Origin of the sequence: Pseudomonas sp. GM48 (assembly GCF_000282335.1) — a bacterium.
Lineage (GTDB): Bacteria > Pseudomonadota > Gammaproteobacteria > Pseudomonadales > Pseudomonadaceae > Aquipseudomonas.
Map to the genome: position 1 here is coordinate 74,247 of NZ_AKJM01000105.1, position 19,384 is coordinate 93,630.

Here is a 19,384-nt window from a genome sequence, read left to right on the forward strand (position 1 = left end):
CGATTTGATAAGTTTAAAGAGCGTCGAACCCGTTTGCTCGCTCCACGAAATCCAACTCGCCGCCAGGGCAGGGAGGTCTGGAATATTCAGTGATTTATTTGTATGGAAAACGATATCCATAGGGGCGAATATGCACACTACAGAACCTGAAATTATTAATAATAAACCGGGGCTGTCCGGATCCTTGGGTGTGACTTCGATAGTGCTGATGGTCGTTGCAACGGCCGCACCTCTGACGGTCATGGTTGCCAATACCCCGTTAATTATTTCGATGGGTAACGGGGCGGCGGCGCCGTTTGATGCAATGGTTGCAACGGTGATCATGTTTCTCTTCAGTGTGGGATTTATCTACATGTCGAGGTATATCACCAATGCAGGGGCGTTCTACTCATATATTCAGAAAGGGCTGGGTCGATCCATAGGGTTGGGTTCGGCGACGATGGCAGTGATTTCATATTTTATGATACTGGTCGCGCTGGAGGCTTATATAGGCTATGCACTGTCTCAGCTGTTGCTGACGACCTTGGGTATTAATATTTCGTGGTGGCTGCTTGCATTGGTTATTACGGCCGTTGTGGGTGTTCTGGGCTACCAGAAAATTGAATTGAGCAGCAAATTTTTGGGCGTGGCACTCGTACTCGAAATATTGATTGTGTTGGTTGTAGACGCGGCAATTATAGGCAGTGGGAGTATTGGCTCGGACGCTCTAGAACCCTTCTCATCGGCGACTATTCTTTCGGGGTCGCCGGGTCTGGGCATCATGTTTGCAATTTATTGTTTTACCGGTTTTGAATCGACGGTGGTCTACAGGGAGGAAGCGAAAAACCCCAATGTGACGATCCCCAAGGCAACATATATTGCGGTGTTCCTAATTGGCGTGTTTTATGCGGTATCTATGTGGTGCCAAGTGAATGGTGTCGGGTTGTCACAGGTTGTACAGCAGGCAACAGATCATCCGGGTGATATGTATTTGACTATGGTAGAAAGGTATACCAATAAAGCTTTTGTTGATGTCATGCAGGTTTTGTTAGTGACCAGCCTGTTTGCGTGCGTGCTATCTCTGCATAACATTGTAGTTCGTTATCAATACGTGTTGGGACGCTTTGGCGTGCTGCATTCGAAACTTGGCAGTGTTCATGAGAAACACGGTTCACCTTTTGTCTCTTCTGTATTGCAAACAACACTGTCCTTACTGGCTGTCGCCGTCTGCGCAATCATTGGAATGGATCCGGTTACTCAGATTTACGCCTGGGGTGCAACAGCGGGAACACTCGGATATATGGTGATTCTCTCCCTGACTTGCGTTTCTGTACTGGTATTTTTTAGAAGGAGTACTGAATTTCACCCCGTCTTGAATACTGTCGTAGCACCCATAGGTGGTCTTATCGGATTGGTCGCTTGTTTAATTGTTGCGGTTCAGAATTTGCCCGCTTTAATCGGAGGCGACAATGCAGCCGTTGCGGCATCAATCATGGAAATGATTGTCATGGTTTCCTTTGTGGTCGGGTGTATCGCAGCGTTGCTGATGAAAGTCATGAGTCCTGCACGGTTCGCTTTATTAAAACAAGTAGGCTGAAGTTTTTATGCCTATCATCAAAGTCTGAAAAAGGAAAAACAACCATGAGCAAAAATATTAAAGCGGTCGCAACAAGTGAATACAACGCGGTTATTGCGGTTGCCGAGAAATATGTCGATGGCTTGCGTATTGGCAGTCCTGAACGCCTCGCCGAGGCGTTTCATCAGCAAGCGGTGATGTATGGTTTCACCAATGGTGAATTTCTGGGTGGCTCAATCAGCAACTTGTACGAGTTCGTTCGCGATAATGGTAAGGCGCCGGACATCACCACACGACTGGACGTTCTCGCCATCACGCCTACTACCGCAGTAGTGCGCGTGGACATGGAGCAGGACGCCATTGGCGCTGACTATAACGATTACCTGACGTTGATCCGCATTGATGGCGCCTGGAAGGTGATCGCCAAGGTGTATCACCAGTTTCAGGACTGATTGACCGCCAGCTTGCACGCTGCCCGCTTTTCAAGCGGGCAGTTTCTCCGCGTTAACATGCACCCATGTGAAAGTCCGAACAACGACTGAGTCCATAGGCACCAGACGACTGATCGATTTTTTGATAGCATGCGGCGCATTATGAAGAAACCCCTCCACGACATGCGTCAGCACATCATTGATGTTGCCAGAACGCTCATGACCCATAAGGGCTATACGGCTGTCGGCCTGACCGAAATCCTCGCTGCGGCTGGTGTGCCCAAAGGCTCTTTCTATCACTACTTCCGTTCCAAGGACGAGTTTGGCCAGGCCCTGCTTGATGAATACTTTCAGGAGTACATCGGGCGAGTTGATTCGTTGATGGCTGCGAAGGGGACCGGGGCTGAACGGTTGCTGGGGTATCTGCGGTATTGGGCAGAGACCCAGGCATTCGATCACAGCGATCAGAAATGCCTGGTGGTCAAATTAGGTGCGGAAGTTTGTGATCTGTCCGAAGACATGCGCGCCGTATTGGAAAAAGGCACGGAGCTGATCATTCAGCGAATTACTCGGGGTGTTGAACTGGGGATAGCAGACGGCTCCATTGTTTTGAAAATTGAAGCACCGATGCTGGCAGAAACGCTGTATCAGATGTGGCTAGGGGCTTCTCTGCTGGTCAAGGTAAAACGAACCAGCCAACCTTTCGAAGCTGCGCTGGAGATGAGTCAACGCCTGCTGTCATAGCGTCTCCCTTTTGATGCCCGTTGCTGCTTTGGTTGGTGCGGCTGGCGGGAACCGCGTGGTTACGGAACCTCACCCAGGAAAATTCTCCCTCGTGCGCCATACATCGGGCGATCGTAAATTCTTTAGAAAATCACTAGACGACCGGTCTATTCGTGGCTAAGATCGCCTCACTATGAAAAAACGTCCTATCGAAACCCGCAAACACATCATCGATACCGCCAGGTCACTAATGACCCGCAAAGGCTTCACCAGTGTCGGTCTCGCCGAGGTAGTGGCGGCCGCCGAGGTGCCGAAGGGGTCGTTCTACCACTATTTCAAGTCCAAGGATGAGTTCGGTCAGGCCCTGCTTGAACAGTACTTTGCCGACTACCTGGCGACTGTGGATTCCTTGTTGGCCGGCACTGCGCCGGCGGCTGATCGGTTGCTGAGTTACTTCAACTACTGGGCTCAGACCCAATGTTCCGATTTGCCGACGGACAAGTGTCTGGTGGTCAAACTCGGGGCAGAGGTGAGCGACCTTTCCGAGGGCATGCGTACGGTGCTCGACAACGGGACCCAGGCGATTCACGCCAGGCTTGAACGTTGTATCGAACAGGGACGTACCGACGGTTCGATTACCTGCAACACGCCGACACCAACCCTTGCGCAATCGCTGTATCAGATTTGGTTGGGCGCATCACTGATGGTCAAGATAGCCAAGCGTCCTGATGCGTTTGGCGATGCGCTGAACATGGCGAAACGACTGCTGTCGTGAGCCATATTTTTTTGATTGATAACTAGACGACTGGTCTACTAATTTTGGAGTTCCTATGACTGACAACAGCACTCGTACCGATTTGTTTACCCCCATCAACCTGGGTGAGATTGAACTGGCCAACCGGATCGTCATGGCGCCGGTGACCCGTAGCCGTTATGCCGAAGACGGCATTCCCAACGAGTTGCACGCCACCTATTACGCTCAACGCGCCAGCGCCGGTCTGATCGTTGCCGAAGCCACCAACATTTCTGCCCAAGGTCGCGGCTATGCCGCAACGCCAGGCATCTGGAGCGAGGAGCAGGTCGCTGGCTGGAAAAAGGTCACGGATGCGGTGCACGCCGCTGGCGGCAAGATCGTCAGCCAACTGTGGCACGTCGGGCGCTTTTCCAGTGTTGAACTGCAGCCCAATGGTGAAGCACCTGTCGCGCCGTCGGCAATCCAGGCCGAAGGCAGCACCTATACCGTAAATGGGTTTGTCCCGGTATCCATGCCTCGCGCCCTGGAAACCGACGAAATCCCAGGGATCCTCGAGCAGTACAAGCGCGCCGCCGAAAACGCCAAACGCGCCGGTTTCGACGGTGTGGAAGTGCACTCGGCCAACAGCTATTTGCTGGACCAGTTCCTGCGTGATTCGACCAACCAGCGTACTGATCGGTACGGCGGCTCGATTGAGAATCGTGCACGCCTGACCCTGGAAGTCACCGAGGCGATCGTCAAGATCTGGGGGAATGAGCGCGTCGGTATTCGTCTGTCGCCCGTCACGCCAGATGCCGGCAATACGCCGCCGGACAGCAATGTCATGGCGATGTACGGCTACCTGATCCAGCAGCTCAACCAGTTCAACCTGGCCTACTTGCATTTCGTCGAAGGGGCCACCGCCACCTCGCGTGAGGTGCCGGCCGACGTGGACATGGATGCCCTGAGCGCGCAGTTCAACGGCCCGTTCATTGGCAACAACAACTACGACCTGGAGATGGCGATCGAGCGCCGTGCACAAGGCAAGATCGACGCGGTGGCCTTCGGTCGTCTGTTCATTTCCAACCCTGATCTGGTCGAGCGGCTGCGTCACGGTGCGGAGCTGACCATCGCACCGCGTGAGTCCTACTACGGCGGTGGCGCCAAGGGTTACACCGACTGGCAGAACGGTACGTATTGATAGCTTAGAAACAACCGCAATACCCACCGAGCTGCCCGGGCGCTTGACGGGCAGTACTTATAAAAGAGAGGAAGCACGATGAATTATCTGGAAAGCAAGACGGCGATCGTCACAGGCGGATCATCAGGTATCGGTGCGGCAACAGCCCGCGCGCTGGCAGCACAGGGTGTTCGAGTGGTGGTGGCCGCACTGGACCAACAGGGCCTGGACGCGATCGTAAGCGAGTTGAAAGGCGCTGGCGGTGAAGCCGTGGGTCGTGTCAGTGACGTCACCAACCTTGCCGACATGAAGGCTTTGGCTCAGTTTGCTGAAGAGACTTACGGGTCGGTGGATATCCTGATCAACAACGCAGGCCTGATGCTCTTTTCCCGCTGGACCGACTTGGCCGTCGATGATTGGGAAAAGATGATCAACGTCAACATCAAGGGTTACCTCAATGCAGTAGCAGGGGTCCTGCCATTTATGTTGAAGCAGAACGCCGGTCAGATCCTCAATATGGATTCGGTCGCCGGTCACCAGGTCGGTCCTTCTGCGGGTGTGTACAGCGCAACCAAGTTCTTTGTTCAGGCCATGACCGAGTCCATGCGCAAAGAGCTGGGTGTACAGCATGGTATTCGGGTTAACACCGTGAGCCCTGGCGTGATCAACACTGGTTGGGCAGACAAGGTCACCGATCCGGAAGGACGAAAGGCTGCCCAGGAACTGAACAAAATCGCCATTGCTCCGGAAGACATTGGTCGAGCGGTGGTCTATGCCCTCAACCAGCCTGCCAATGTCACCGTCAATGACTTGATCATTTCGCCGACCCGACAAGATTGGTAATCGGCGCTCGCTAAGGTCTGTAGATACTCAAACGCCAGCAGCCAAGAGTGGCGTTTGAGTGCTCAGATAGCCTCTCGCTACTCTGCATAATCATTAGACCTTTCCATGGCTCACCGTATCGTGAGTGCCGGCGGTGGCGATAGCGGTCTGGAACTCGCGACCCCTCTATTACGAATCCTGGTAATAGCCAGGGCACCTTAGGTGCGGCGCAGCATTGCCTGTTCTTCGATACTCGCCAACAAGTCGAACGCTTCCAACAGAAACCACTAAACCATTACCTGTGCGTACATGAAGCAGCGAGGGATGCAATGATTATGTTGCAATTTTTCTTGGTTCTGCCGCATGACGCTCGTTATGAAAACCAAGGAGGAGATGTGATTGACTGTGATTTTTTCAGGGACCTTGACTTGAACAGTCTCATCGCACTAGTTGCTGTTTACGAAGAAGGTAATGTGAGTCGAGCCGCTTGTCGGTTGCACCTGACCCAGCCGGCGGTGAGCAACAAGCTGGCAGTTCTGCGTTGTTTGCTGGATGACCAACTTTTTGTGAGGAGTGCAAAAGGAGTAACACCTACGACTGAGCTCACAGTGATGATGGCAAAAATAATACCTGCATTGGAGTTGATAGAGGGTGTGCTTAAGTGTTCACAGACAAAGGTTTAATGTATTAAATGTCGGATCGGTTATTGGCTGTATGAAGCATCCATGAGCAAGCGCTGTTCTCTGTTGATTTGCAGGTTGCTGCTAACAGAAGCAGACGCTGGACGCTCCTGTAACTGAAGGAGCGCTCAATGTCTAAGTGTTAATCGATCAGTCGAACATCACCCTTCATCATCGACGCATGCCCTGGAAACGAACAGAAAAATACGTACTGAGTTCCGTCAGAAATTTTTGCGACGCCGAAACTGGTCGAATCTTTTTCGCCTGCACCTATCAGTTTTCAGTCGGCAGAACTGCCTTTACTGGGTCAGTTTTCGGTCAGCGGCAACAACAGATCAGGTTGTTGACGGAACATCGGGAACTTCGGGTAGAGGGAGGCTGTACTCCCGGAGGGGACAAATGGGAACCTATTTCAGGTTCCCATTAGCTTAATCGCAATGCAGTCAGGCGTTCGCGCGAATGCACTTACGCAGCGCTTCTACCAAGGATTCCAGCTCATCTGCGGTGGCGTCGAAAGGTGGCGCGAAGACGGCTTGGTCTCCAGACCAGCGCAAGTAGTAACCTACTTCGTAGAGTGCTTCCGTGATCCGGTGCCCGCGTATTCCGGGTTGTCCGGGTATGCTGGCGAACTCCACGCTCCCCGCGAACCCAATGTTGCGAACGTCTACCACGTTAGGCTCCGATTTCAACGAGTGCAGCAACTCCTGGAACAGGTGTTCCTTCTCTCGCACTTTGTCCGCTACGCCCTCGGAAGAAAACACGTCCAAGGCTGCTAAACCGGCTGCCACCGCCACAGGGTGAGCCGAATAGGTGTAACCGTGGAACACGCTGTTGGTGAATTCCGGCTGATCCATGAACGTGTTGTAAATTTCGCTGGACATGATGACACCACCGAGCGGCTGAGTCCCGTTGGTGATGGTTTTGGCGAAGGTAATCATGTCTGGGACTACACCGAAGCGCTGTGCAGCAAAGTTGGCGCCCATGCGCCCAAAGCCGCAGATCACTTCGTCGAAAATGAGCAGGATGCCATGCTTGGTGCAAATTTCGCGCAGGCGCTGCAGGTAGCCAACAGGCGGCACGAGCACCCCGGTAGATCCGGCCATGGGCTCGACGATCACTGCCGCAATGTTTGAGGCGTCATGCAGTGCCACCAGACGCTCCAGATCGTCAGCCAGGTGTACGCCCCAGGCAGGTTGTCCCTTGGAGAAGGCCATGTGTTCTGAACTGTGAGTATGTGGCAGATGGTCGACGCCAGGCAGGGTCAGGGTTGAAAACATCTTGCGGTTGGCAACCATACCACCGACCGAGATACCGCCAAATCCCACGCCATGGTATCCGCGCTCACGGCCGATCATTCGGGTACGACCGGCTTGGCCCTTCAGGCGGTGATAACCCAGTGCAAGCTTTAGCGCACTGTCGACCGCGTCGGAGCCACCCGTGGTGTAGAACACGTGGTTGAGTGGATCTGGAGCGAGTTCTGCAATTTTCTCAGTCAGGGCGAACGCCGCTGGGTGGCTCATATAGAACGCGGAGACATAGTCCAGTTTGGCGACTTGTTTCTGTACGGCCTCAACGATTTTCGGATGGCTATGCCCCATACCCGAACACCACAGACCTGAAAACCCATCGAACACCTTTTTTCCTTCGGTGGTGTGCAAGTAACTGCCTTGGGCTCCGGTGATCAGGCGCGGTTTGAGCTTGAAAAGTGGATTGGGGGTGAATCCGATGAAGTAAGAATTCAGTTGTTCGGTAGTCAGCGGGGTATCCATGGGGCGTTCCTCCGGGTTCTGGTTCGTAGATGGAGAGAAGCTAACCAAGCCCGAAAGCATCGCATAGAGCCACTTTCTCTGCCTGGTTAAGACCATCTCGAACTGGCACAAGCCCGTAATAGTGCGCTCAATCGCAGGGGCTGCCCTATTTCGGTGATTATCCAAATGGCTATAAGAAGATCGAAAAAGTGGCTCTATTGCCCGGCGGCCATGACTCTTATTGTCGGTCCCAGAAATCCAACAATCTGAGGATCTGGACATGGCTGTAACACTCGACAACCCGACACTTTTTCGTAATCAGGCATTTATCGGTGGCGAGTGGACTGCTGCGCTGGATGGCCGTACCTACGAGGTACTCGACCCGTCCACTGGTGCATTTATCACCGCGGTCCCAGACATGTCTGGAGTAGAGACTGCTGAGGCCGTGGTGAGTGCCAAGGCTGCTGGCAAGGATTGGTCGGCAAAGTCCGCAAAGCAGCGTGCACGGATCTTGCGGGACTGGCACGATCTGATTCTGGCCAATAAAGAAGACCTGGCGGCACTGATTACTCTGGAACAGGGCAAGCCATTGGCCGAAGCTCGAGCCGAAATCGATTACGGGGCGGCTTACGTTGAGTGGTTCGCTGAAGAGGCCAAGCGAATCAATGGCGATGTCCTCCCGGCACCATCGGATGATCGCCGCATCGTTGTGATCAAGCAGCCTATCGGTGTCGTTGCAGCGATCACTCCCTGGAACTTCCCCATGGCGATGATTACTCGCAAAGTGGCCCCGGCACTGGCTGCAGGCTGCACCATAGTGGTCAAGCCGGCAGAGGATACTCCGCTGGTCGCGCTGGCTCTTGCGGAGTTGGCCCGGCAGGCAGGGGTTATCAATGGTGCTTTCAATGTGATCACCGCCGCCCGTGGGCACGAAGTGGGCGAAGTGCTGACTACTCATCCTGACGTGCGCAAGGTGTCATTCACCGGCTCTACACCAGTGGGCCGGATCCTGTTGCGACAGTGTGCTGACACCATCAAGAAAGTCTCCCTTGAACTCGGCGGCAACGCTCCCTTCATTGTCTTTGACGATGCTGATCTGGACGCAGCTGTCGCCGGCGCGATGGCTTGTAAGTTCCGAAATGGCGGGCAGGCCTGCATCAGTGCCAATCGCATTTTCGTGCAAAGCGGTATCTACGATGCTTTCGCCGCACGCTTGAGCGCTGAAGTGAAGCAGTTGCAGGTGGGGCCGGGCACTCTATCCAGTGTTGCGCTGGGGCCGATGATCAATGGCAAGGCCATCGAGAAGATTGAGGCGCACGTAGCCGATGCGTGCACGCACGGCGCAAAAGTGCTGATCGGAGGCACCCGTCATGAATTGGGCGGCAACTTCTACGCCCCGACCGTGCTGATTGATGTAACCCCCTCAATGCTGGTCAATCGCGAAGAGACCTTTGGTCCGGTGGCCCCTCTCATTCGCTTCGAAGACGAGCGCCAGGTTGTCGAGCAAGCCAACGATACCGAGTTTGGCTTGGCGGCGTATTTCTACACCCGGGACCATTCCCGTGCCTGGCGCGTTGCCGAGCAACTGGAGTCCGGCATGGTTGGCGTTAACACCGGGCTTATCTCTAACGAAATGGCACCTTTCGGCGGCATCAAACAATCGGGATTAGGCCGTGAAGGTTCTGCTTACGGCATCGAAGATTATCTGGAAATCAAATACATGTGCGTCGGAGGCATCTGACGCCAATTCCGGCAGTTGCCTTTTTGGGGAAGCTGCTTGTCCATCAGCGTGCTTGAAAACGAGCTTGGAGAACAACAATGAAAACGAAGCTGCAAAAAGCCAAAAGCCTGGTAGGGATGACCCTTGCTGTAATCGCAACAGTAAGCACATTGAGTGCTCAGGCTGATCTCGAGCAGATCAAGTCACGCGGTTATATGACGGTGGCGACGGAGGACGATTACGCGCCCTACAACTTTGTGGTCAATGGCAAGCCGGAAGGTTTTCATAACGAATTGCTCACCGACCTTAAAGCCTTTGCCAAGCAGAAAGGTTTTGATGTCCGTCAGGAAATCCTGCCCTGGACTGGATTGCTGGCCTCGGTTTCCTCTGGTCAGTATGACGTTGCCTTCACTGGGGCCATCGTGACCGATGATCGTTTGCGCGTGTTCGATTTCGCTCCACCGTTCGCCACCGCCCAGCATTACTTCGTCAAGCTCAAGCGTGATGACAACATCACCCAGGACATCAAAAGTCTGTGTGGGAAAGCCGTGGGTGTGCAGGGGGGCAGTTCCTTCGAAGCGCGATTGCCAGAGCTGGTAAAAATGCTTAAGGACGCCGGCTGTGATATCGGCCAGGTGGTGAAGTACCAGACTTATCCCGAGGCCTACGCTGACCTTGCCAATGGCCGTGTCGAATACGTTATCAATTCGCTGATCGGTGTAAACGACCTGATCAAGGCGCGGGGTAACCTTTTCGAGAAAGGCTTCCCGGTGACCGCTGGCGGCTTCAACGCGTGGCCGGTACCAAAGAACAACCCGCAGGTGCTGCAGTTCTACACCGAGTTCATGGATACGGTTCGCCAGAATGGTCGGCTTGCAGCTCTGCAAAAGCAATGGTTCGGTGAGTCCTTTTCCGACTTGCCTACCGGCCCTATCACCAACGTCGATCAGTTCCACAAGCTTGCTGGTATTCAATAACGCATTCTCCACGTCACGTTCAATTTCTGTGTGTTTGTGTGGAGGTGCTTCATGAATTACGAAGCCTGGTTGTTGTTGCTCGAGGGCGCCTGGACCACTTTGTGGATCTCGGCGACTGCCATCGCCCTGGGGGTTTTATTCGGGCTTTTTATTGCCGCAGGCAGGATGTCACGCTTGCCGGTGCTCGGCACATTGCTCGGTGCCTATGTAACGTTCGCCCGAGCGACGCCGTTGGTCACTCTGACGTTGTTTCTGTTCCTTTCTGCGCCGACGTTCGGCATCGAGATGAACCGTTATGCTGCGGCGATCATTGCTTTGACCATCAACACGGCGGCATTCAATGCGGAAATCTGGCGCTCAGCCTTCCTGGGTTTTTCCAAAGACCAGCGTGAGGCGGCGCAATCCAGTGGTATGACGCCGTGGGTATCGTTCCGCAGGATCACGTTTCCACAGGTGATGATCAGTAGCTTGCCGGGCCTGGTCAACGAGATGTCGTTCCTGATCAAGGCCAGCCCGGCCATTGCGGTGATTGGAATTGTCGACCTGACGCGGGTAACGAATCGCATCACTTCGGTGACCTACGAACCGTTACCCCCGATTCTGGCGGCGGCGCTGTTGTACATGCTGATCATCGGCAGTCTGCTCAAGCTGCAGGCACTTGCCGAAACCAAAGCCAATCGGCTGGCCATGTGAGGGGATGATCATGAGTGAATGGGAAATCATCTGGCAGTCCCGGGACATATTTCTCAAGGGCCTCGGCAATACCGCGCTGCTGTTCGCGTTGTCGTTCACAGGTGCCTTTTTGATCGGTTGCATGGTCAACTACTTTCTCGATCGGGGGCTGCTGGTCAGGCAGGCATGTCGCCTGTACATGAGCGTGATGCGCATGGTGCCATTTCTGGTACTGGTTTACCTGATCTACTACGGCTTGCCACAGTACGGAATTCGCGTTGATGCATGGACCGCCGGCGCGATAGCTCTGGCGATCTATCATGGGGCCTATTTTGCGGAAATCCTGCGAGGAAGCCGATTGACGCTTCCGATGGGGCAGGTCGAATCAGCCAAGGCGCATGGCTTCAGGCCATTGTCCATGTACCTGCATATCATCTTGCCGCAACTGTTGTTCCGTTCTCGGCCGCTGATCGGTAACCAGATGATCTATGCAATGAAGGACACCTCCTTTCTGTCGATCATCACGGTGCAGGAACTCACGGCGGCGGCAAACACGGTTCAGGCAAGTTACTTCATTCCGACCAAGGCATTTATTGTCACCATCGCGTTTTATGTCGTACTGAGCATGCTCATGGATGTGGGCTTGAAACGGGCAGGAACCCATGGCGTCCAGCGAGGATTTGAACATGCATGAGCATGCTGCTGTAAACATTTCAGGTCTGTCCAAGAGCTTTGGAGGTATCGAGGTGCTGAGGAACGTTAACCTCACTGTACACAAAGGCGACGTCGTCAGCGTGCTGGGTTCTTCCGGTTCAGGCAAATCGACCATGTTGCGCTGTATCAACTGGCTTGAAGTACCAGACCAGGGCAGGATCGAGATTGCGGGTCAGCGTATTGGCGTGAACGATGCGGGCAAGGCAATGAGTCAACGCGAACTGGCGGCCATACGCGCCAAAACCGCGATGGTGTTCCAAGGTTTCAATCTATGGCCGCACCTCACCGTGTTGCAGAACGTCATGGAAGCGCCAATACGAGTCAAAGGCGTGCATCGTGCAAAGGCATTGGAACAGGCCAACGAATTGCTGGCAAAGGTCGGCATGGGTGACAAGGCGCATGCGTATCCTTTCACCCTGTCGGGCGGTCAAAAACAGCGTGTTGCTATTGCTCGCGCGCTGGCGATGAACCCTGAAGTCATTCTCTTCGATGAGCCGACCTCGGCGCTTGATCCAGAGCGGGTAGGGGAAGTCTTGCAGGTCATGAAAAATCTTTCTGCAGAAGGCTACACGATGATCGTCGTGACCCATGAAATGGAATTTGCGCGAGCAGTTTCGGATCAGGTGGTGTTTCTGGAAAAGGGTGAAATCATTGAACAGTCCACGCCGCAGAAATTCTTCAGTAACCCCGATACCGATCGTGTCAGGAAGTTTCTGGAGTTGATGAACTAGCGTGGAGCCTCTTTCCCTGTTCGGCGGGTAATCTTGTGTGGCGCCGGGCAGGGTTTTTATTGATGGGCGTGAGCCATTGAGCGTGAGGATTGAATGACAGCATCGTTGATTGGCGAGCGGATCCAGGATCAGTTGGACAGACGTTCCGCCATCTCCTTGCAGCAGCAGTTGTATCGCCAGTTGCGGGCGCTGATCGAGGAGGGCACCTTGCGGCCTTCGTCGCGGCTTCCTTCGAGCCGCAGTCTCGCGAATCAGTTAAGCGTTTCGCGAATCACCATCGTGGCCGCTTTCGACATGCTGACGGCCGATGGCTACCTGGTAGGTTCAGTGGGTAGCGGCACGTTCGTCGTGGAACGGCCTCCGACCCGCTCGCATGTTACGACTGGTCAAGGTGTTGCACCTGACGAGATTTCCTTACGCGGAAGGTTGATCCTTTCAGGTGCATCCGGCCTGCAAGAGCGCGAAGGCGCGTTCCTGCCCGGAGTGCCGGATGTATCGGCGTTTCCCTATACCGTTTGGCAGCGTTTGCAAAATCGTTATTTGGGCAAGAACCTGTCGCAATTAAGCGGGTACGCCAATGGGGGGGGATACCTTCCCTTGCGCCGGGCGTTGGCTGACTATCTTCGGGTAGCTCGTGGCGTACGCTGTGGTCCCGAGCAGGTGCTCATCACCATGGGAACCCAGCAATCGCTGGATCTCACTTTGCGCTTGCTGACCGATTTCAACGACCAGGTCTGTATCGAGAATCCTTCACACTGGGCCGGCGCCTTGATGCTCAAATCGCTCGGTGTTCGTTCCATTGCCGTGCCCGTGGACCATGAGGGCATAGCCATGACGGACGAGCACTTCGCGATGAACCCCAAGCTGGTATTCGTCACACCGTCACATCAGTTTCCCATGGGCAGTATTCTGTCCAGTGCGCGTCGGGAGCGCCTGCTACAGGAAGCGGAGCGCCGCAACTTCTGGATTGTCGAAGACGACTACGACAGCGAACTTCGCTATGACATGGCACCTTCGCCTTCCTTACAGGGGGAGGATCGGGCCGGGCGGGTGATCTACCTAGGAACGTTCAGCAAAGTCATGTATCCAGGTTTGCGCATGAGCTACATGGTTGTCCCCCCCTCATTGAGCCAATCAATGGTGCGTGGCCTGCTCAGCCTGTACAGACCTGGTCACCTGCCTTTGCAAGCGGCGTTGGCAGACTTCATCAATGACGGCCATCTGACGCGCCACCTGATCAATGTGCGCCCGCTGTACGCGGCACGACAGGCCGAACTGCGCAAGTGCCTGATAGAGGCGTTCGGTGAAGCCATCTACCTGAGTGGCGGCTTTGCCGGTCTGCATTTGACCCTACGCTTTCGTGAGCTGTTGGATCTGGATCATCTGCAGGCCGAGGCCGCGAGGCGAGACGTTCTGCTGCGTCGGTTGAGTGCATTCAATCACGCAGTGGGGCCGTTCGAGGATGGCTTTGTACTGGGCTACGGTGCACTCAACCAGGATGACATCGGCTCAGCCGTGAAGCGTCTACACCAGGCCTATCTGAGTATCCGTCAGGGCTCGAGGTAGCGCCGCCCACCTTGCAGCGGATTTTGGACCATGAAAGACAACCAACTGCACCTGTATTTCCACAGCAGTCTTGATGACCCGGACCTTTGGTGTACTGCACTGACCCGGTTGCTCGGCCCGCTGAAGTTTAGCGCTAGCCCGCTGTGCTCCGAGCCAGAAACGGTGGACGTAGCGCTCCTTTGGACCACGCCGCCACAGGGACTGGGAGCTTTCAGTCAGCTGCGTGCGGTGCTTTCGCTGGGGGCTGGGATCAACCAGCTGGATCTGTCGTCACTGGCACAAGGCGTACCCTTGGCGCGGCTGGTCGATGACTCACTGACAGGAACTATGGTCGAGTATGCCCGTGCCACGGTGATGCGCTATCACCGCGCCTTGCACCGTCATGAACAAGACACGCGTGAGCGCCGTTGGCATTTCCGTCCGCCCGTGCCTGCTGGGCAGCGCTGCATCGGTATCCTTGGCTTAGGTCAACTGGGGTTGGCGATTGCCAAGGCTTTGGCTGCCGACGGGTTCCGGGTACTGGGTTGGAGCAACTCTGCGAAAACCCTGGCGGGCCTGGAGTCATTCAGTGGAGAGCAGGGGTTAACTGATCTGGCAGGGCAGGTCGACATATTGATCAATGTGCTCCCATTAACCCCAGCAACCAGGGGCATTCTTGATCGCACCTTGTTCGCTCGATTCGGCCGTCCTGTGCAATTGATCAATATGGGACGAGGTGAGCACCTTGTTGAAACAGACCTACTGGCTGCGCTGAATGCGGGGTGGGTGGAGGCCGCAACGCTTGATGTAACGTGTATCGAACCCTTGCCTGAGCAAAGCTTGTTGTGGGGCCACCCCGACATCCTGATCACCCCACATGTGGCGGGATTGTCCTGTCCGGATAGTGCTGCCGCGTGCGTGGCGCAGAATATCAGACTGGCTCTGCAGGGACGGCCGCTGATAAACCAGGTTGATTTTACCAAGGGTTATTGATACTGATTTATTCAACTAAACTTGCCATTCGCAGGCTTTTAAAACCTTCAAAGGATCGCGCCTGGCCCACGATTAAGTCGCACACCAATCCAAAACAACATTGCTTTGCTGGTGTATCTGGCCGGAAATGTCAGTACTACGTTGCTCATTGATCGTGCGTTCACAAATGCGAATTCGCTACACTGAGAGGCTAAATTATTGGGGCGTTTTTATGAACCTCTCTGACGCAACACTAGTGCTGCTTCTGGCGGCTCGAATCCATGGGACGGACGAAGCTGTCAGGGCTTCAGCGAAGAGCGTTGTGAAGAAGCTGCCACGTAGCAAACGTGATCTCATCTACAAGGTGATTGAATCAAAAAATCCACTTCATCTAGTGGGCTTTATTGCTGAGAATCTGGACGACTGACGAATCCCCCACCGTTAGGTTGCCACGAGCGGATCTGGGTTTTAGCGGTGGTGGCTGAGTCGAGTGACATAGGACTATCAACTCAGGGTCCAGACCTATAATGGTTTTTGAACGCTGACAGAACAGCTACTGTCAACCGCGGCTGGGCGCTAATACAAAGTCCCGCTCAAATTCGGCTTCACACTCTTTGACTCCCTATAGATCTCATCAAAGGCCAGCAATGTCCCAGAAAAATTTTTACCGCCGCCGGACGCTGGCTGCACGGCTCACTAAGCTGATAACGCAAGTGGCAGTGGGCAGTGCTGCTGCGTCAGGTGTCTTCCTGACCGCGCCACGCCGAACCGGGAAGTCCACTTTCGCCCGCGAAGATTTGAGGCCTGCCTTGGAAGAGGCGGGAGCCATTGTGTTGTATGCCGATCTTTGGAAGGACCCGACGAAAGATCCGGGAGCTGTCATCGTCGAGACTGTCCGAGAAGCTATTGGATGTGACGAGAAACTCATGAGCCGATTGGCGATAGCTCCCGGGCTGGAAGCGGTAAGTGTCGGTCGCGTGAGTTTCAACGTGAACAACATTGGGCTCGGGAAAGAAATCGGTCTGACCAAGGCATTTGAAGCGCTGTCCGATGAGGCGAAAAAACTCATAGTGCTGATAATCGACGAAACTCAACATGCGATCACGACAGACGAAGGCGTCGCAGCGCTCTTTGCGCTAAAGGCGGCCAGGGACGAACTTAACAGCTCCAAACATTATGGTCTTCGCATCGTTTGCATCGGATCAAACCAAAACAAGCTTGCCATGCTTCGCAATAGCAGCGAAGAGGCGTTTTTTGGGGCCTCAATGGTGCAACTCCCAATGCTGGATAAAGACTTCGTTGACTGGTATTGCAAGGGGCTTGACCTTCCACATGATCTCTACCCTTTTGATGTATTCCAGTTGTTTCAAGAGAGTGGTTATCGCCCCGAAATTCTCAGCGCAGCCGCAGACGGTATCCGTTTCGATCTCACCGTCGGCCCTAAAGCCATCCTGGTGCGTTTTGCCGAGCTTGTCCGAGCGCAAGCGGAAGCGCTCAATGCGAGTCTTAAGATGGTGATTCATAGCCTCACACCGATCCAGTCTGCCGTCATTTGTGTGATGGGTGCAAAGGGTGAGGGTTTCGCGCCCTTCGAATCTTCGACTATGGAGTTGTATGCCAAAGCGATAGCGAACGCTGGCATAGCCACAAGCGAGCCGAGGATTGAAGTGCCAGATGTGCAGCTAGCGCTCATGGCACTGCAGGAAAGGAAACTGGTCTGGAAAACTTCTCGCGGTGTCTATACGATCGAGGAACAGGTGATAGTTGACCTTCTACGCGAAGATGGTCTGTTGGATGACCTAGTTTGAACCTCATCAATAGTGGTTCCTGCGTTGCAGCACGGTAGGTGAGTGCACCCTTGCGTGGCGTTTTATTCCTCGTTATCGAGACAGCTAAATCGTTGTGGCCGTGGAATTGGTGAGTTGCCACGTAGAGCCGCTTTGACAAACTCCGCCACAAGCTCAAGGCTTTCACGATCTGCTGCGTACACCGGCTCAAAAAGCCTGTCTCATCAATATTTCGTCAAAGCTCGCTACTCCTGAACGTTCGCTGCGATCACTCATGTGTTGACCCACTTGCTGGTTAACTGAAATCTCAGCTGATCGGATGTCAGAGGCCTCCAGCCTGAAAGGGATCGCAGGTCGTTCTCTCCTAGACTTCGCTGGCCGTACACGAGATTCCGGTGGTTCCATTTGTTTTGGTGTTGAAGTACTTTGAAGGTAGCGCCTAGATCCCGCAAAAACGATCACTTCAATCGTAATACCGGAGTTTCGTGTACGGCCGTTTGACCTATCAAAGTAAACCCGCACAGGAGGTCTGAACGATGACTGATAAGCCCGTTGGATATCGTCCCTATAGCCGGTTTGAAGATGGGTACGAGGATCTTCCACTCGATTCAAACGAGATCGAGGTGCGCCTGGCTATCGCTGACTATGTGATTCGTCGAGTTGCTGGCACAACCACGGGTGAAAGCATTTTCAAGGGGTTGGTCAGGAATTTTGAGAACCGCTACCCACACCATAAATTGCTCGCTCTTTATTTGACTAGCCCTGAATCTTTGGTGCCGGAAGACGGGGAAAGTGAGTCAGAGGCGGAGGTTGAGGATAGCGAGGCCAGCCTTTCACTGAATAAGTTGGATATCAAATTGTGTGAAAGCCTGCTCCATTGTCATCCGGATCAAGAACCGTGTGGCCCGCTCGCAGGATTGAGCTTTGATTTCACTGAACGAGAATCCCGTCGCCGAAAAAAGTGACAGTCTTTGGGTGTTAGGAGGTAATGCCAGCCTAAATCCTCGAGACGCGTATCGAAACCGCGGACAAGGTCTCCGTCAGGTTTTTTTTACGTATCGGTGCTTTAAAAGGGAGCAAAGAATGAGCGCTAAAGTCGATAGCGATATCGCAGCTAATGCCCGAGCCAAGCTTGAGCGTCTGCAAAAGTCGTCCAAGTATCGTAGTTTTTTTAACGTCGATGCTATTGATGCTTTTTGTAAGGTAGAAGGCACCGCTTTCGCTGGCATGCCCTTGACGCGCACCAAGAATATCGGCGATCAATCGCCACGTGACTGATTACCGATGATTTGAAAAAACCGGACATCGCTTGGTTCATGTGGCCACTCTTTTGTGGCCGCAACGCTGCGGACAAGATTGTACTGTAAACCGCACATCAGTGCTGAACGGACAAGGCAAGCCTTCACAACCAAGGCAGCCTGGCTACAGAAATCAGTCATGTCTCCGTTTTGTGGGTGAACAATACCTTCACGCTTGTGAAGTCTATCTCAGTGCTGATGTCCATTTGCGAATACGTCCGGCCCGCAACTGTCAAAATGGGTATTTTCTCTCCACTCTGACCGAGCGCTTCGCTCGCCTCCAGAAGCGGCTCCATACGCCAATGGCCAGTTTTGTTGACAAAACCAGGGGTGACATACTGGATTGACCGGACCCGAAAGGAGTCATGCTGCTGCTCGAGGATATCTTTCAGTGAATCAAACGAAGAGACCATCAGCATCTCACCCACGAACTCCTTGCCTTCACGAACCTCCGCGTGAAGATAAAACCATGGACACATTACCGTCTGTCGAACGAAGGGGCGTGCAAGAAAATCGTCGTTGAATAGGCTGGAAAAGATCATCGATTGTCCATGCTCCTGGTTCATGGCAAGCCTCTCTCCGCGTCACAAATGACCAATATATGTTGTAGTCATATATTGTGCAATGAAGCCTTATCGTTCCTTTTGTGAGATCGCAAAATGGAACTGAGGAAAGCATTTGGGGCAACGCTGAGACAGGTTCGCCTTCAGAAAAACCTTACGCAGGAGGATTTTGCGCTTGTCAGTAGTCGGACCAATGTCAGCTTGCTCGAGCGAGGCGGCACCAGCCCGACGCTTGATAAGCTCGAAGAGCTCTGCAGCGCTCTCGGGATCCATCCGGTCAGCTTAGTGGCCGCGTGCTATATGCGGAAAGAGGAAACCGGCGATATCAGGAAATTTCTATCCCACGTGCAAGACGAGCTTCAACTTATAGACCTGCCATTAAACTTTGAAAAAGGGGAAGGGCGCGATATTTGATTCTTTCATCGTAGGGAGACGTACTAGCTCACCTAGATGGCTGTTTTAGTCGAATTATCAATATGTTAGCTGAAGTATCTAAAGATTGAGCCTTGGCCGCTGCTTGCTAAATATTGGTA

At 53.8% G+C, this 19,384-nt stretch carries 21 protein-coding genes and 1 pseudogene; 19 read left to right on the forward strand and 3 right to left on the reverse strand.

What is annotated here, in order from left to right; translation table 11 throughout:
* Window positions 1-130: 130 nt before the first annotated feature.
* The 7 genes from PMI28_RS10835 (at window position 131) to PMI28_RS10805 (ending at window position 6,127) form a co-directional block, all read left to right on the forward strand.
* Window positions 131-1,576, forward strand: a complete 1,446-nt coding sequence (locus tag PMI28_RS10835; RefSeq protein WP_007988538.1) for an APC family permease — start codon at window positions 131-133, stop codon at window positions 1,574-1,576.
* A gap of 44 nt (window positions 1,577-1,620) precedes the next feature.
* A complete protein-coding gene (locus PMI28_RS10830; RefSeq protein ID WP_007988540.1) occupies window positions 1,621-2,007 on the forward strand; it encodes a nuclear transport factor 2 family protein in 387 nt (128 codons plus the stop codon).
* Window positions 2,008-2,148: 141 nt separating this feature from the next.
* Window positions 2,149-2,730: a TetR/AcrR family transcriptional regulator gene (locus tag PMI28_RS10825; protein WP_007988542.1), complete on the forward strand. Its 582-nt coding sequence runs from the start codon at window positions 2,149-2,151 to the stop codon at window positions 2,728-2,730.
* Between the two features lie 172 nt (window positions 2,731-2,902).
* Window positions 2,903-3,484: a TetR/AcrR family transcriptional regulator gene (locus tag PMI28_RS10820; RefSeq protein WP_033063451.1), complete on the forward strand. Its 582-nt coding sequence runs from the start codon at window positions 2,903-2,905 to the stop codon at window positions 3,482-3,484.
* Window positions 3,485-3,539: 55 nt separating this feature from the next.
* Window positions 3,540-4,643: an alkene reductase gene (locus tag PMI28_RS10815; protein WP_007988547.1), complete on the forward strand. Its 1,104-nt coding sequence runs from the start codon at window positions 3,540-3,542 to the stop codon at window positions 4,641-4,643.
* A 78-nt stretch (window positions 4,644-4,721) separates the two neighbouring features.
* Window positions 4,722-5,465, forward strand: a complete 744-nt coding sequence (locus PMI28_RS10810; RefSeq protein WP_007988549.1) for an SDR family oxidoreductase — start codon at window positions 4,722-4,724, stop codon at window positions 5,463-5,465.
* Window positions 5,466-5,773: 308 nt separating this feature from the next.
* Entirely contained in the window at window positions 5,774-6,127 is a 354-nt protein-coding gene (locus PMI28_RS10805) for a helix-turn-helix domain-containing protein (protein ID WP_007988552.1), read from the forward strand.
* A gap of 139 nt (window positions 6,128-6,266) precedes the next feature.
* Here the strand turns inward: PMI28_RS10805 and PMI28_RS29780 are convergent.
* Window positions 6,267-6,404, reverse strand: a pseudogene (locus tag PMI28_RS29780) (plastocyanin/azurin family copper-binding protein); the annotation flags it as partial.
* Window positions 6,405-6,567: 163 nt separating this feature from the next.
* Window positions 6,568-7,893 carry an aminotransferase class III-fold pyridoxal phosphate-dependent enzyme gene (locus PMI28_RS10800; protein ID WP_007988554.1) on the reverse strand — a complete coding sequence of 442 codons (1,326 nt, stop codon included), beginning with the start codon at window positions 7,891-7,893 and terminating at the stop codon, window positions 6,568-6,570.
* Window positions 7,894-8,152: 259 nt separating this feature from the next.
* Between PMI28_RS10800 and PMI28_RS10795 the strand changes: the two genes are divergently transcribed.
* The 11 genes from PMI28_RS10795 to PMI28_RS10750 all read left to right on the forward strand — a co-directional run bounded on the left by PMI28_RS10795 (window position 8,153) and on the right by PMI28_RS10750 (window position 18,268).
* Window positions 8,153-9,613: an NAD-dependent succinate-semialdehyde dehydrogenase gene (locus tag PMI28_RS10795; RefSeq protein WP_007988556.1), complete on the forward strand. Its 1,461-nt coding sequence runs from the start codon at window positions 8,153-8,155 to the stop codon at window positions 9,611-9,613.
* Window positions 9,614-9,690: 77 nt separating this feature from the next.
* Window positions 9,691-10,569 carry a transporter substrate-binding domain-containing protein gene (locus PMI28_RS10790; protein ID WP_007988559.1) on the forward strand — a complete coding sequence of 293 codons (879 nt, stop codon included), beginning with the start codon at window positions 9,691-9,693 and terminating at the stop codon, window positions 10,567-10,569.
* 51 nt (window positions 10,570-10,620) lie between these two features.
* Complete coding sequence (locus PMI28_RS10785) at window positions 10,621-11,262, forward strand: amino acid ABC transporter permease (RefSeq protein ID WP_007988561.1); 642 nt, start codon at window positions 10,621-10,623, stop codon at window positions 11,260-11,262.
* Between the two features lie 10 nt (window positions 11,263-11,272).
* Window positions 11,273-11,935 (forward strand): amino acid ABC transporter permease, encoded by a 663-nt coding sequence (locus PMI28_RS10780; protein WP_007988564.1) that lies wholly within the window; start codon window positions 11,273-11,275, stop codon window positions 11,933-11,935.
* Window positions 11,928-12,686: an amino acid ABC transporter ATP-binding protein gene (locus PMI28_RS10775; RefSeq protein ID WP_007988566.1), complete on the forward strand. Its 759-nt coding sequence runs from the start codon at window positions 11,928-11,930 to the stop codon at window positions 12,684-12,686. The genes PMI28_RS10780 and PMI28_RS10775 overlap by 8 nt, the downstream gene beginning before the upstream one ends.
* A 93-nt stretch (window positions 12,687-12,779) precedes the next feature.
* Complete coding sequence (gene pdxR, locus PMI28_RS10770; protein ID WP_007988569.1) at window positions 12,780-14,252, forward strand: MocR-like pyridoxine biosynthesis transcription factor PdxR; 1,473 nt, start codon at window positions 12,780-12,782, stop codon at window positions 14,250-14,252.
* Between the two features lie 30 nt (window positions 14,253-14,282).
* On the forward strand, window positions 14,283-15,224 hold the full coding sequence (locus tag PMI28_RS10765; protein ID WP_007988571.1) for a 2-hydroxyacid dehydrogenase: 942 nt from the start codon (window positions 14,283-14,285) through the stop codon (window positions 15,222-15,224).
* A gap of 211 nt (window positions 15,225-15,435) precedes the next feature.
* A complete protein-coding gene (locus PMI28_RS0128715) occupies window positions 15,436-15,630 on the forward strand; it encodes a DUF7740 domain-containing protein (RefSeq protein WP_033063463.1) in 195 nt (64 codons plus the stop codon).
* 220 nt (window positions 15,631-15,850) lie between these two features.
* Window positions 15,851-17,011: an ATP-binding protein gene (locus PMI28_RS10760; protein ID WP_007988573.1), complete on the forward strand. Its 1,161-nt coding sequence runs from the start codon at window positions 15,851-15,853 to the stop codon at window positions 17,009-17,011.
* A gap of 515 nt (window positions 17,012-17,526) precedes the next feature.
* Window positions 17,527-17,955, forward strand: coding sequence for a hypothetical protein (locus PMI28_RS10755; RefSeq protein WP_007988574.1), 429 nt, complete (start codon window positions 17,527-17,529; stop codon window positions 17,953-17,955).
* 118 nt (window positions 17,956-18,073) lie between these two features.
* Window positions 18,074-18,268, forward strand: a complete 195-nt coding sequence (locus PMI28_RS10750) for a hypothetical protein (protein WP_007988575.1) — start codon at window positions 18,074-18,076, stop codon at window positions 18,266-18,268.
* A gap of 157 nt (window positions 18,269-18,425) precedes the next feature.
* Here PMI28_RS10750 and PMI28_RS10745 read toward each other — a convergent pair whose 3' ends face one another.
* On the reverse strand, window positions 18,426-18,854 hold the full coding sequence (locus PMI28_RS10745; RefSeq protein WP_007988578.1) for a hypothetical protein: 429 nt from the start codon (window positions 18,852-18,854) through the stop codon (window positions 18,426-18,428).
* A gap of 93 nt (window positions 18,855-18,947) precedes the next feature.
* On the opposite strand from PMI28_RS10745, the gene PMI28_RS10740 reads away from it, so the two are divergent.
* Window positions 18,948-19,265, forward strand: a complete 318-nt coding sequence (locus tag PMI28_RS10740) for a helix-turn-helix domain-containing protein (RefSeq protein ID WP_007988581.1) — start codon at window positions 18,948-18,950, stop codon at window positions 19,263-19,265.
* Window positions 19,266-19,384: the final 119 nt, after the last annotated feature.